Source organism: Micromonospora sp. WMMD975 (assembly GCF_029581215.1).
Lineage (GTDB): Bacteria > Actinomycetota > Actinomycetes > Mycobacteriales > Micromonosporaceae > Micromonospora.
The window spans coordinates 1,212,147-1,225,063 of sequence record NZ_CP120739.1; the positions used below are offsets into that span (position 1 = coordinate 1,212,147).

Below are 12,917 nucleotides of genomic sequence, written 5' to 3' on the forward strand. Positions count from 1 at the left end.
CTCGTGATCAGGTCCAGGGTGATCGCCGGCCGGCTGCCAGCCGACGCCGGAGCCGGTTTCCCGGTGGGCGGCGCCGGGAGGGCCCGCCGGGAGTCCGGTTCCTGGTCCAGACGTCGGCGGGAGCTGGTCGGCGGGTTGCTGCGCTGTTATCCGGTCAGCTTCCTGGTGCTCGCCCCCTACGTGGTGTTCATCCTTCCGATGGCGGTGCTCAACGACAACCCGCACACCGGTCTCATCGTGCTCCTGGTGGGCCTGGCGTTGCTGGGCAGCGCCGGTGTGGAGACGATCGGTCTGTTCTTCGGCCGTCCCGATCCGCGGTGGCGGCAGGGCATGCGGCAGGCGACCGCCAGATATCCCCGGATCTATCCGGTGGCCCGGCTGGTGACCCTGACCGGCGTCGTGGCGAACGTCGTCGGAGCCCACCTCGGCCGGGGGACCATCGTCAGCCAGGTGTCCGGCGAAGTGTCCGACACTCCTCTCGCGATGGCGTGCGCGCTCTTCTCGGGCTGGGGCACTTTGGGTTTCGCCCTGTTGGTGGGCAGCCATCTCGGCGGCCGGCTCTCGGCGCGGAAGCTGTACTGCTGGGTGGCCGCGCTCGTCGGCGTGGAGGCGTACGTCGCGGTGCTGACCGCCCGGTCCGCGCCCCTGATCGCCCTGGTGTTCTTCGTGGCCGCCGCCGGGGCCGTCAGCGGCGTCTTCCGGCTGCGTCACCTCCTGCTCTGGACGGTGGTGCTCCTCCTCGCCTGGCCCGCCATGTTCGCCCAGCGCAACATCATCCGGGACGCGCAGGGGGTGGTGGTGGACACCCAGGTCACCGCCGCCGACCGGCTCCGTCTGGACAGTCAGCTCACCGCGGTGGCGGGTTATGACGTGCCGGTCGAGATCGGGCAGCCCGGTGTCGCCGACTACGTCAGGTACGGGATCGTGCCGCGGGTGCTCGACCCGGAGCGGCCGGCGTTGTCCACCGGGCAGCGGATCAACCAGTTCCTCGGTGGTGGGCCGACGTCGTCCTACAGCTTTCTGTTGCTGGGTAACATCTGGTTCTTCGACGGGCCGGTGGGTGTGGTGGCCGTGCACGCCTTCTGGGCCGGCTTCGTGGCGTTGCTGCTGCGGTGGCGGGGGCGGCCCGGCCCGGTCCGGTTGAGCCTGTTCTGCCTGGTCTTCTCCGATGTGCTGCTCTGGTCCGGCACCTATCCCGACTCCACCATCGGGTTCCTGCAACACGTGGTGTCGGCCGCGCCAGTCCTCCTGCTGCTGGGGCCGACCCGCAGCGCCCCCGCCCGGCGCGACGACCACCTGTCCCTGCCGGTGGGTGCCGTCCGATGACCGTCCGGGTCCGCTCCCGGGTCGGCCGGAGAGACGCCCCCGGCGTCCCCCGGCGCGGCCGTCGGGCCGTGCTCGCCCTGCTCGTCGGGGGGTTGTCCAGCGGCGGCAACCTGCTGGTGGCGATCACCGTCACCCGGCTGGAGTCGATCGGCGGGGTGGGCGAGTTCGCCCTCGCCTTCACGTTCTACGTGCTCGGCTCCGGGCTGGTCCGCAGCATGGTGACCGAGGCGGTGCTGGCGGCGGGGGCGGGCGTCCCGTCCGCCGCCCGTAGGGTCACCCTGCTCGGCGCGGTCTGCGGCGCCGCGCTCGGCGCCGCGGGCGCGGCCGTCGGCTCGCCCTATCTGGTGCTCGTGGGTCTTGCCCTGCCGGGTCTGGTGCTCTACGACTACGCGAAGGCGATCGCCGTCGGCGTCGGCACCCCGACCGGAGCGCTGTTCCAGGAGGCCGCCTGGGCGGCGGTCACCGGGTGTGCCGTGCTGGCCGGCCTGTTCCGGCTGGTCGACGCGCCGGCCGTGGTCGCCGGCTGGGCGCTCGGCGGCGCGCTGATCGGCGTGGTGGTCGGGGTCCGTCGCGGCTACGCCCTGTGGCCCGGCTGGCGCGCCGGCCGGGCGGAGAGCCGCGTCGCGGTGGGGTTCGGTACGCAGTTCCTGCTGACCACCGGATCGGCGCAGTTGTCGCTGAGCGCGGTGGCCGCCTTCGCGGGCACCTCGGTGGTCGGCGCGTTGAGCGCCGGACGGACCCTGCTCGGGCCGGTGAACCTGGTGCTGTCCACCGCCGCCACCCTGACCCTGCCGTACCTGGCCCGCAGCCGCGCCGGGTCGCGGGCGGTGCGGACCAGGGCGGCCGTCCGGGTGACGCTGCTCGTGACCGCCGGCGTCCTGCCGATGACGGTCGCGGTCGCCCTCCTGCCCGACGCGGTGGGCCGGATGCTGCTCGGTGCCAACTGGGGCCTGGCCCGCAGCCTGCTGGTGCTGCTGGCGCTGGAGAGCCTGTTCGCGGTGCCGGCCGCCGTCGGCTTCGCCGGGCTGCGGGTCGAGCGGGCGAGCCGGCGGGCGATCCTGCTCGGCGTCCTGCTGGGCGGACTGCGGGTGCCGGGGGTGGTCGTCGCGGCGGTGCTGTACGGGGCGACCGGCGCGGCCGGCGCGCTCGCCTTCCTCGCCCTGGTCAGCGCGGTCGCCTGGGCCGGCAGCTACCTGCTGCTGCTGCGACACCGCGCGCCCCGGGCCCGCCGGTTCGACCCGGTCCCGCCCGGCGGGCTCGACCCGGTCCCGCCCGGCGGGCTCGACCCGGTCCCGCCCGGCGGGTGAGCCGACGGGTCAGGCGATGCTCGCCAGGGCGGCGCGGACCCGTTCCACCACCGTCTTGAGCCCCGCCTCGGTCAGCTCCGGATACGTGGGCAGGTTGATGCCGCGCCGGCTCAGGTCGGCGGTCACCGGGCAGTGTGCCGCCGGATCACGGTGTGCGGGCAGGTCGGGGATCGGCACGAAGAAGGGCCGGGTCTCCACGCCGAGCCGATCGAGCGCCAGGGCGAGCGTGTCGCGGGAGGTGGCGTCCCCTTCCGGGCCGACCAGGAAGGCGGCCATCCACGGTGCCCGGCGGACCCCGGCGACCACCGGCTGCGCCGACAGCGCCGGCTCGTCGGCGAGCTGCGCCTCGTAGCCGGCGATCACCTCGTCGCGCCGGGCGATGATCTCGTCGGCGCGGTCGAGCTGGGCGCAGAGCAGCGCCGCGCCCAGGTTGGTCATCCGGTAGTTGTAGCCGAGCACCGGGAAGTAGTACCGCCGGTGCGGGTCCATGCCCTGGTTGCGCAGCAGGCGCATCCGGGCGGCGAGCGTCTCGTCGGAGGTGGTCACGCAGCCACCCTCACCCGCCGTGATCACCTTGTTGCCGAAGAAGGAGAAGGTGGTCGCGTCGGCGAGCGAGCCGGTGGGGCGTCCGTCGGCCGTGGCGCCGAAGGACTCCGCCGCGTCGGCGACCAGGATCAGGCCGTGCCGTCGGCACAGCGCGCGGAGGGCGGGGTAGTCGGCGGGGTGGCCGTACAGGTCGACGGCGATGACCGCCCGGGTGCGCGGCCCGATCGCGGCCCGGACCGCGGTGGGGTCGACGCACCAGCTCTGTGGCAGCACGTCCACGCAGACGGCGCGCGCCCCGCAGTACGCGACGGCGTTCGCGGTCGCCACGTAGGTGAGCGCGGGCACAATGACCTCGTCACCCGGTCCGATTCCGGCGGCGGCGAGGACCAAGTGCAGGGCGACCGTGCCGTTGGCGGTGGCCAGCGCCGTGCCGGCGGCACACCGCCGGGCGAAGCGGTCCTCGAAGTCGTCGAGGTAGGGGCCCCGGGAGGAGACCCAGCCGCTGCGCAGGGCGTCGACCACGTACCGTTCCTCCAACTCGGAGAGGCTCGGCCGGGCCACCGGATAACGGTCGTCCGCCGTGCTCATGACGCTTCCTCCCCGCTGAGTTCCGCGGCGAACGCGGATCTCGGCATCGGCCCGGGTCGTCCCTCCGCCACCCACCGCAGCACGTCGAGGTAGTCGCCGCCGGTCGCGGCCCAGGTGCGGGCGGCCAACCGGCCGTTGGCGCGCCGGGCGGCGGCGGCGTAGCGCGGCCGGTCGGCCAGCAGCCGCTGGACCGCCTCGGCCAGGGAGGCCGGCTCCGTGGCCCGGAAGACCGCCGCCTCCGCGCCGGTGAACTCCAGTTGCGCCAGCAACGGCTCGGCGTCGGCGCAGGCGACGGGGAGCCCCCAACTGAACGCCTCAAGCATCGCACCGCTCGCCGCCTCCCAGAGCGACGGGATCACCACGGCGTCGGTCCGGGCGTAGAGGGCGTTCAGCTCGTCGAGGGTGACGAAGCCGGGGAAGGACACCCGGCCACACAGGTCGGGTTGCGCCGCGCGGGCGAGCAGGCGACTGGCCTCGGGCTCGACCAGCGGGCCGGGGCAGACCAGCCGGCACTGCGGGAGCAGCGCCATCGCCTCCAGCAGCGTCGCGTGGTTCTTGTGGTGTGCGGTGGAGGACGGGTAGACGAGCAGACCCGGTTCCGGTCGGGTGGCGGCGCGTTCGGGCGCGGGTTGGAACGTCGGGGTCGGGATGAGCGCGGTTCGCTCCGCCGCCTCGGGAAACAGCCGCAGGGTCTCCCGGTACGGGTGGGGCCAGGTGACCACGACGGCGGACGCGCGGGCCACGTTCTCCCGAACCACGGCGGCGAAGCCGGGCGCGTGGAAGGCGGCCCGCAGGTGCCGCAGGTCGTGCACGACGACGACCGACGGGCCGACGGCGATCGGGTTGCTGTGGAACGGATACAACGTGACGTCCACCCCCCGCTGCTGGGGGACCGAACGTTGCCGGACCGCGTTGACCGCCCGGCGGACGGCGAGGGAGTCGCGGACCCGTGTCGGTGTCCAGCGGCGCAGCAGTTGACCCGGGGCGGTGTCGGAACGCAGCGGCTGGGCGACCTCGGCCCAGCCGAGCCGGGGAGCGGGCACCTGGCGGCGCCACTGTGGCAGGGTGCCACGCAGGACGTTTACCCGCAGTTCGCAGGAGGTGTCGGCGGCCATGCCGGCTAGCAGGCCGTAGGTGAAGGCCTCGACCCCGGCGGCGTGGCCCGGACGGATCGGAGTGGCATCGACGATGATCCTCATCGGTCCACCCGCACCAGGCGTCCCATCCGCTCGTCCTCCAGGAGCTGCCGGTCGGCGTCGACCATCACCCGCACCAGGTCGCTGAAGAGGGTCTTCGGCGCCCAGCCCAACCGACGCCGGGCCCTGGTGGAGTCACCGATGAGGGCGTCGACCTCGGCCGGACGGAAGTAGGCGGGGTCGATCTCCACGTACTTCTGCCAGTCCAGCCCGACCCGGTCGAAGGCGGTTTCGACGAACTCGCGGACCGAGTGCCCCTCGCCGGTGGCCACCACGTAGTCGTCGGGGGTGTCCTGCTGGAGGGCCAGCCACATCGCCTCGACGTACTCCGGGGCGTAGCCCCAGTCCCGCACCGCGTCGAGGTTGCCCAGGTAGAGCTTGTCCTGGATGCCGGCCTCGATCCTGGCCACCGCGCGGGTGACCTTGCGGGTGACGAAGTTCTCGCCCCGGCGGGGGCTCTCGTGGTTGAACAGGATGCCGTTGACGCAGAACATGTCCCACGACTCGCGGTAGTTGACCGCCGTCCAGTAGGCGTAGACCTTGGCGCACGCGTACGGGCTGCGGGGGTGGAACGGCGTCTCCTCGCGCTGCGGGGGCGGGGTGGAGCCGAACATCTCCGAGGAGGACGCCTGGTAGAAGCGGCAGTCGACGCCGGCGGCCCGGGTCGCCTCCAGCATCCGTAGGGCGCCGAGCCCGGTCACGTCCGCGGTGTAGCCCGGGACGTCGAAGGAGACCCGTACGTGGCTCTGCGCGCCGAGGTTGTATATCTCGTCCGGCCGGATGTCACGGATCAGCGAGGTCAGCGAGGCCGGGTCGGAGAGGTCGCTGTAGTGGAGGAACAGGCGCGCCTCGTCGCTGCGGGGATGGACATCGATCCGCTCGATCCGCTCGGTGTTGAACGAGGAGGACCTTCGCTTTATCCCGTGCACCGTGTAGCCCTTGTTGAGCAGGAACTCCGAAAGGTAGCTACCGTCCTGCCCGGTGGTGCCGGATATGAGTGCCACTCGTGACATGGAGTTCCTCCCGTGCCGTGTGCCGGATGATTTTCCGCGCGCCTCCCTTATACCGGGTTCCGGGTCGTTGACTCTGTGTTTCCGGGTAATGTTCGACAATCTCCCGCAAATTGCGAGGAGCAGTCACCGAATTGGCTTCCGCTCGTTGTTACCACCAGTTTCGTGTCCCCAGCGAGGAGCGAGGATGGCCGACTCCACCAGCCCCGCGACGAATGCCGAAGACCGGTTGGCGGATGGTGATGGAAGCAATCTTCGGGTCCTCGTCACGGCCGGCTACTTCAGCCCCGGGTGGCGCGCCGGCGGGCCCGTCCGATCCATTTCCGAGGTGCTCGAAACGGCCAGCGTTCATGTTTCCGCCACCCTGTTGACCCGCGACCGGGATCTCGGTGCCCGCGCCGCCTACCCCGGGCTGTCCGGCGCCTGGGTGCAACGCGGCCGGACGAATGTCTTCTATCTCGGGGTGCGGCGTCCGGCGCACTGGTGGAGGCTCTGGCGGTCGCTCCGGTCGACGCGGTTCGACCTGCTCTACGTGAACAGCGTCTGGTCGGTGTTCTCGATCCTGCCCATCGCCGCGGCGCGGCTCGGCCTGCTGCGGGTGGACCGCATCCTGGTGGCCCCCCGGGGGGAGTTCGGCGCCGCCGCCCTCGGCCTGCACGGGGCCCGCAAGCGGGTGTTCCTGACCGGCTGGCGATGGATGCTGCGGGGCCCCAGAGTGTGGTGGCACGCCACCGGTCCGCAGGAAGCGGGTGACATCCGGCGGATGCTGCCCGGGGCGCGGATCGCCGTCGAGGCGACCGGCGCTGGCCCCGAGCCGCGGAGCGCTCCGGCGGACCTGCCGGCCGCCGACCACGCGCGCCTCGTCTTCATCGGTCGGATCTCACCGATGAAGAATCTCGACCTGGTGCTCGCCGCGCTCGCCCATGTCCGGGGGCGGGTCCGGCTCGACATCTACGGCCCGGTGGAGGACCTGCGGTACTGGCAGCGGTGCCTGGAGCTGCGGGCGGCCCTGCCGGACCCCTCCGTGGTCACCTACCGGGGTGAGTTGCGCCCCCGGGAGGTGGGCGAGACCTTCTCCCGCTACGACGCCGCCGTTCTGCCGACCCGGGGTGAGAACCTCGGCCACGCGATCGCGGAGAGCCTCGCGGCGTGCTGTCCGGTGATCTGCTCGGACCGGACACCGTGGACGCCCGTGCTGCGCGACGGTGGCGGGCAGGTCCTCACCGAGCTGACCCCGGAGGCGTTGGGTGCGCTCGTCACCCGCGTCGCCGCCGCTCCACCCGCACAGCGGCGGGCGGCCCGGGTGGCGGCGGGGGACGCCTATCGCCGGTGGCGGCTCGGCCGGCCCCGGATCAGCGCCCTCGACCAGGCGTGGCAGGCGATCACCAACCCGGGGCGCCGGTTGCCCCCACAGGGCCGGTCCACGGGGGACGCCGGCCGAGCCGTCCAGCCGGCGGTGTCCAAAGAACCCCGAGCAGCCACGAGGAGGCGTACGTGACCCGGGTGATGACCGTCGTCGGGACCAGGCCGGAGATCATCCGCCTGGCCCGGGTGATCGACATGCTGGACCGGACCGTGGAGCACACGTTGGTGCACACGGGACAGAACTGGGACCCCGCGCTGTCCGACATCTTCTTCACCGAGTTGGGCGTACGGGCGCCCGACCGTTTCCTGCGGGCCGACACCCGGTCGCTCGGCAGCCTGCTCGGCGCGGTCCTGGTCGGCACCGAGAAGGCCATCGGCGAGCTCCGGCCGGACGCGCTGCTGGTGCTCGGCGACACCAACAGCGCCATCTCGGCGCTGATGGCGCGGCGGATGAAGGTTCCCGTCTACCACATGGAGGCGGGCAACCGCTGTTTCGACCTCAACGTCCCGGAGGAGACCAACCGCCGGCTGGTCGACCACGTCGCCGACTTCAACCTGGTCTACTCCGAGCACGCCCGGCGCAACCTGATCGCCGAGGGCCTGCACCCCCGCCGGATCCTGCACACCGGCTCACCCATGCGGGAGGTCCTCGACCACTACCGGCCACAGATCGCCCGGTCCACCGTCCTGGCGCAGCTCGCCCTCGAACCCGGCGGTTACTTCGTCGTGAGCGCGCACCGGGAGGAGAACGTCGATCACCCGGACCGGCTCCGCCGGCTCCTCGACTGCCTCTGCGCCGTACGGGACGAGTGGCGACTGCCGTTGCTGGTCTCCACCCACCCGCGTACCCGCAAGCGGCTGGAGTCGCTCGCCGTCGACGGCACGCTCCTGGACGGGATCACCTTCCACGAGCCGTTCGGCTTCTTCGACTACGTGACCCTGCAACGGCACGCCCGGTGCACGCTGTCCGACAGTGGCACCGTCAGCGAGGAGGCGGCGATCCTCGGGTTTCCGGCGGTGACCCTCCGGGAGTCCATCGAGCGCCCGGAGGCGTTGGACTGCGGAGCGATCGTGATGACGGGGCTGGACCCGGTCGGGGTGGTGGAGAGCGTCCGGGTCGTGCTGGCCCAGACGGCGGCCGGCCCGGTCACCTGCCCGCTCGACTACCAGGTCCCGGACACGTCACGCCGGGTGGTCGACTTCATCCTCTCGACCGTACGCCGGCATCACGACTGGGCCGGCATCCGCCGCTGACCGCTGCGCCGGCCGGGCGGGCACGCCCGTCACCACCGTGCCCGCCGGCACGTCCCGGGTCACGCACGCGCCCGCGCCCACGACGGCGTCCCGACCGACCCGCAGTCCCGGCAGGACAGCGGCGGTGGTGCCGACCATCACGCCGTCGTCCAGCCTGCAGTAGCCGGAGACTGCGGCAAGCGGGTTGACCGAGACGTGGTCACCGAGGACGCTGTCGTGCCCCACGGTGCAGTTCTGGTTGAGGTGCACCTGGCGGCCCAGCACCACGTTCGTCGTCACCCGCGCGCCACCGGCGGCGAACAGCCCCTCCTGGAAGACACAGTCCGGGCCGATCTCCGCCGCCGGATGCACCACGGTGGCGGCGGGGAGGCCGTACCGGGCGAGGACAGCGTCCGTCTCGCGGCGTAGCCGCGGATGCCCGACCGCCAGCGCCACCCGGGTGCCGGCCGGCTGACCGGCCAGCCAGCGGGTCGGCCCGAGGAAGGGCACACCGAGCCGCCGCACCTGCGCCACGTTGGACTCGGTGGGGAAGTCGTCGACGAAGCCGAGGACGCGCCACGGATCCCCGCCGACCGCGTGCGCGTTCAACAACCGGATTACCCCGAAAACCTCCCGGCCCATTCCACCCGCACCTACGATCACCACGTCGGTGGTCACCCGTCGCTCCCTCGGCCGCGGAGAACGCCGGAAGCCCTCATCGCTGTCCATACGTTCCAGACATTCCTGTGGGGTGCCGGTCTCCGAACGGCACGGCGGAGGTGGGCCGGTAGTGCGCAAGCTGACAAGGACGTCCTCCCTGGACGACGCCGCGGCGCCGCGACCGTCCGGCGGCGCCGTGGGCGCCTACCGGGTGATCGCTACCGCGGGGGTGTTCGAGCCGGGCTTCCGGGGCGGTGGCCCGATCCGCTCCCTGCGGTTCATCCTGGACACCCTCCCGGGGGACCTCGACGTCACCCTGGTCACCCGGGACCGGGACCTCGGCTCTCCTGCACCGTACCCCGGTCTGTCCGGACGACTGCTGCGGCGCGACGGGCGTTCCGCCGTGTTCTACCTGAATCCGGCTGCGCCGCGGCACTGGGCCCGACTGATCCGGCACGTCCGCGCCCGCCCGGTCGACCTGCTCTACGTCAACAGCGTCTGGTCGCTGTTCTCGGTGCTGTCCATCCTGGCGGTGGCGCTGCGCCTGGTGCGCGTCGGGGCCGTCCTGGTCGCCCCGCGCGGTGAGCTGTCGCCCGGCGCCCTCGCCATCAGGACCGCCAAGAAGCGACTCTTCCTCGCGCTGTGGGCGCCGGTGCTGCGCCGGCTCGGGGTGCGCTGGCAGGCGTGCAGCCGGCTGGAGGAGCAACAGATCCGGGCCAACGTGCCGTGGGCGCGGGTGATGGTGAACGGCAACGAGAGCCCGATCCCGGCGCAACCGGCCCCGCCTGTCGTGGCGCACGACGGGCCGTTGCGGTTGGTCTTCGTCGGTCGGATCTCGCCGATGAAGAACCTGTCCACGGCCCTGGAGGCGGTGGCCGGCACCACCCGGCCGGTGGAGTTCGACATCTTCGGCCCAGCGGAGGACGCGCGCTACTGGTCGCGCTGCCAGCGGATCATCGCCGCCATGCCGGGTCACGTCCGGGTCCGGTACCTGGGCGAACTCGCGGCAGCGGAGGTCATTCCGACGTTCAGCCGGTACGACGCCTTCCTGTTTCCCACCCTCGGCGAGAACTTCGGCCACGTGATCCTGGAGAGCCTCGCGTCCGGCTGCCCGGTCGTCTGTTCGGACAACACGCCGTTCAGCGAGCTGATCCTCGACACCGGCGGGACGGTGGTCCGGCCGGCGACCGCGGCCGGCCTCAGCCGGGTGCTCGACCTGCTGGCCGACCGGACGCCCGAGGAGCGGGCCGAGGCGAAGGAGACCGCCGGGCGGCGGTACCGGCGCTGGCGGCAGGGCCATCGGGAGCCCAACGTGCTGGAGCACGCCCGCCGCTTCTGCCGCTGATCCCCGCGCCCCGGCGGCGACGCCGTCACCGGGGCCGGAGCCGACTCGTTTTCCCCAGTGACCGGACCCGCCCGCGCCGGCCCGGTCGTCCACCGCCGACCCTGTGATCGAGGACAGTCAGTGCCCAGTCGTGTTCGTACGATGGCCCGCCGCGTACGGGACCATCTGGCCGCGTCGCGTGACCCCGAGGCGTTCGTCCGGTCTCTGGGGGTCAACCTGACCGGTCGGGTCAGGTTCTACGGGGTCAACCGGGCGATGTTCGGCTCGGAACCGTGGCTGATCACCATCGGCGACAACGTCTACGTCACCTCCGGGGTGCAGTTCGTCACGCACGACGGTGGCACGCTGATCCTGCGGAAGGACCATCCCGAGCTCGACTGGACCGCGCCGATCACGATCGGCGACGACGTCTACATCGGCATGCGCGCGATGATCCTGGCGGGCGTCACCATCGGCAACCGGTGCGTCATCGGGGCGGGCGCGATCGTCACCCGGGACATCCCGGACAACACCGTGGCGGCCGGGATCCCGGCGCGGCCGGTGCGCACCACCGACGAATATCTCGAACGGCTGAAGGCCAAGTCGCTCGGCATCGGGCACCTGCCCGTCCCGGCCAAGCACGAGGCGATGAAGCGGATCTACGGCGTGCCCACCGGGTGAGGGCCGCGACGGACGTCCCGGGTCAGGGCCCCGTCGGATCCGCGCGCCACATCCCGTACCCGGGGGAGACCGGCAGGCTGTACGGGATGCCCTCGGGGGTGACCCGGGCCGGCACGGTGAGGTTCGTCGGCCCGACCCGGACCAGCAGCCGGCCGACCAGTTGCGGCGCCGCCATCGTGGCCCGGGCGACCGGGTCGACCCGTTCGATCATCACGAAGTCCTGACCGCCGTCGGAGACGACGATCTGGGTGGCGGTCGAGGGCGGCGCCAGATAGCGGCGGTAGGCGGTGCCGGTCACCGACTCCCCGGCGGCCATGACGCGGCCCCACACCAACTGCGGATAGTTCTTCTTCAAGCTGGAGCTGATGAACCAGCCCTTGGTCGTGGTGTAGCGGTTCCGGATCGCGGGCGCGCCGTCCGCGACCGGCAGCAGTCCGACGGCGATCCCCCACTGTTGGATGAGTCCGCCGCTGACCACCCACTGGGTCATGCTTGTCGCCGGCCACGACTTGTTGACGAGGGTCGCCGGGGTGAAGTCGGTGAGGGCGGTCAGGTTGTCGATTTTCGCCCAGGTGGACCAGTGCAGGCCGCCGGCCACGCCCACGTTCGGCATGAACTGCCGGCGGCTGCCGCCGGCCACCGGGGTCAGCGGCGCGCACTGGGTGACGCCCGCGTTCAGGGCGAACCGCGACAGGGCGGCGACCGTCTGGGTGACGATCAGACTGCCGCCGGGCGACCAGCGGTAGACGTTCGAGATCCGGCACAGGGACGGGATCCTCGGCATGATCGTGGCGATCGGGGTGCCGACGTTCGCCCGGGCGGTATCGATCATCCCCCGGTAGGTGGGGATGACGTAGGACTCGTGGATCACCAGTTCCCGGCCGGTCGACCGGCCGGCGGGCACCTGCCTGCCGTCGAGTTCGACGGTCACCGTGTGGGAGTGGGTGGCCGGGCGGATCTGCACGTCCGGGGTGACGTTGGTGATCGGCACGGTGGTCCGGTGGGTCGCGCCGGAGACGTGGGTGAGCGGCGCGGCCGGCCGGACCCGGGCGCCCTGGGCGATGCCGTCGACGATCGTGTACGGGTTGCCGAACAGCAGGCTGCTGGCGCTGGTGATGGCGAGCAGGGTGAAGATGCGGGTGCCGTCGCTCCACTGTGAACCCACGTCGGCGGTCGTCTTGCCGTGGTTGGCCACGGTGATCTGGGTTCCGACGTTGTAGCCGTGGTTGCCGCCGACGTACGACCAGCCGGTGTTGATCGGGCAGTTGTCGTCGGAGGTGTCGTGGATTCTGGTGCCGACGGCGGACAGGACCGGCCACACCTGGGCGTCGGTCGCGGTCGAGGGCACGAGGCTCACCTGGGGGAGGCCGGAGTGCCACATGCCGACCATGCTCTCCGCGTAGGCCAGGTTGACGGGCATGACGACGTCCCGGGTGGCGTCGAAGCGCGACCTCACGGACATCAAAGCGTTGGACCGGTAGACGATCAGCTCGGACATTCCACACCTCCACCGCGAACGCACGAAGATGCTGTCACTGTGCGCGTTTCCGCAGCTCGCGGCGGTTTTCGGTCGGTTCCCGGACAGCATCCTCGGCCGTTCGGCGGACGTCTGCCGACCGTCCCCGCCGGGAAACCGCCGGCTGTCTCCTGAACAGGTGAAATTCCCACCGCCGCCGTAACG

At 72.1% G+C, this 12,917-nt stretch carries 11 protein-coding genes; 6 read left to right on the forward strand and 5 right to left on the reverse strand.

Features of this window, described 5'->3' with window-relative positions; genetic code table 11:
- Positions 1 to 3: 3 nt before the first annotated feature.
- Both O7613_RS05350 and O7613_RS05355 read left to right on the forward strand, forming a co-directional pair.
- Positions 4 to 1,326 carry a hypothetical protein gene (locus O7613_RS05350; protein WP_282292496.1) on the forward strand — a complete coding sequence of 441 codons (1,323 nt, stop codon included), beginning with the start codon at positions 4 to 6 and terminating at the stop codon, positions 1,324 to 1,326.
- The gene (locus O7613_RS05355; RefSeq protein WP_282292498.1) at positions 1,323 to 2,633 is read left to right on the forward strand and encodes a hypothetical protein; all 1,311 of its coding nucleotides are present in this window, start codon (positions 1,323 to 1,325) and stop codon (positions 2,631 to 2,633) included. Before O7613_RS05350 ends, O7613_RS05355 begins: the two co-directional genes overlap by 4 nt.
- Positions 2,634 to 2,642: 9 nt before the next feature.
- Here the strand turns inward: O7613_RS05355 and O7613_RS05360 are convergent, their stop codons facing one another.
- Genes O7613_RS05360 through gmd form a run of 3 tightly spaced genes read right to left on the reverse strand, consistent with a single transcriptional unit; the run spans position 2,643 to position 5,976 of the window.
- The gene (locus O7613_RS05360; protein ID WP_282292499.1) at positions 2,643 to 3,767 is read right to left on the reverse strand and encodes a DegT/DnrJ/EryC1/StrS family aminotransferase; all 1,125 of its coding nucleotides are present in this window, start codon (positions 3,765 to 3,767) and stop codon (positions 2,643 to 2,645) included.
- Positions 3,764 to 4,966 (reverse strand): glycosyltransferase, encoded by a 1,203-nt coding sequence (locus O7613_RS05365; protein WP_282292501.1) that lies wholly within the window; start codon positions 4,964 to 4,966, stop codon positions 3,764 to 3,766. The genes O7613_RS05360 and O7613_RS05365 overlap by 4 nt, the downstream gene beginning before the upstream one ends.
- Positions 4,963 to 5,976: a GDP-mannose 4,6-dehydratase gene (gmd, locus tag O7613_RS05370; protein ID WP_282292502.1), complete on the reverse strand. Its 1,014-nt coding sequence runs from the start codon at positions 5,974 to 5,976 to the stop codon at positions 4,963 to 4,965. The genes O7613_RS05365 and gmd overlap by 4 nt, the downstream gene beginning before the upstream one ends.
- 325 nt (positions 5,977 to 6,301) lie before the next feature.
- Here gmd and O7613_RS05375 point away from each other — a divergent pair, with 325 nt between their 5' ends.
- Together O7613_RS05375 and wecB are read left to right on the forward strand one after the other, a co-directional pair.
- Complete coding sequence (locus O7613_RS05375; RefSeq protein ID WP_282292503.1) at positions 6,302 to 7,471, forward strand: glycosyltransferase; 1,170 nt, start codon at positions 6,302 to 6,304, stop codon at positions 7,469 to 7,471.
- A complete protein-coding gene (wecB, locus tag O7613_RS05380; RefSeq protein ID WP_282292504.1) occupies positions 7,468 to 8,592 on the forward strand; it encodes a UDP-N-acetylglucosamine 2-epimerase (non-hydrolyzing) in 1,125 nt (374 codons plus the stop codon). Before O7613_RS05375 ends, wecB begins: the two co-directional genes overlap by 4 nt.
- On the opposite strand, the gene O7613_RS05385 is transcribed toward wecB, so the two are convergent.
- Entirely contained in the window at positions 8,521 to 9,249 is a 729-nt protein-coding gene (locus O7613_RS05385) for a NeuD/PglB/VioB family sugar acetyltransferase (RefSeq protein WP_282292505.1), read from the reverse strand. The two genes, wecB and O7613_RS05385, sit on opposite strands and share 72 nt — an antisense overlap.
- A 112-nt stretch (positions 9,250 to 9,361) precedes the next feature.
- On the opposite strand from O7613_RS05385, the gene O7613_RS05390 reads away from it, so the two are divergent.
- Together O7613_RS05390 and O7613_RS05395 are read left to right on the forward strand one after the other, a co-directional pair.
- Positions 9,362 to 10,576, forward strand: coding sequence for a glycosyltransferase family 4 protein (locus O7613_RS05390; protein WP_282292506.1), 1,215 nt, complete (start codon positions 9,362 to 9,364; stop codon positions 10,574 to 10,576).
- Between the two features lie 141 nt (positions 10,577 to 10,717).
- Positions 10,718 to 11,236 carry an acyltransferase gene (locus tag O7613_RS05395; RefSeq protein WP_282292508.1) on the forward strand — a complete coding sequence of 173 codons (519 nt, stop codon included), beginning with the start codon at positions 10,718 to 10,720 and terminating at the stop codon, positions 11,234 to 11,236.
- Positions 11,237 to 11,258: 22 nt separating this feature from the next.
- On the opposite strand, the gene O7613_RS05400 is transcribed toward O7613_RS05395, so the two are convergent.
- Positions 11,259 to 12,734: a hypothetical protein gene (locus O7613_RS05400; RefSeq protein ID WP_282292510.1), complete on the reverse strand. Its 1,476-nt coding sequence runs from the start codon at positions 12,732 to 12,734 to the stop codon at positions 11,259 to 11,261.
- Positions 12,735 to 12,917: the final 183 nt, after the last annotated feature.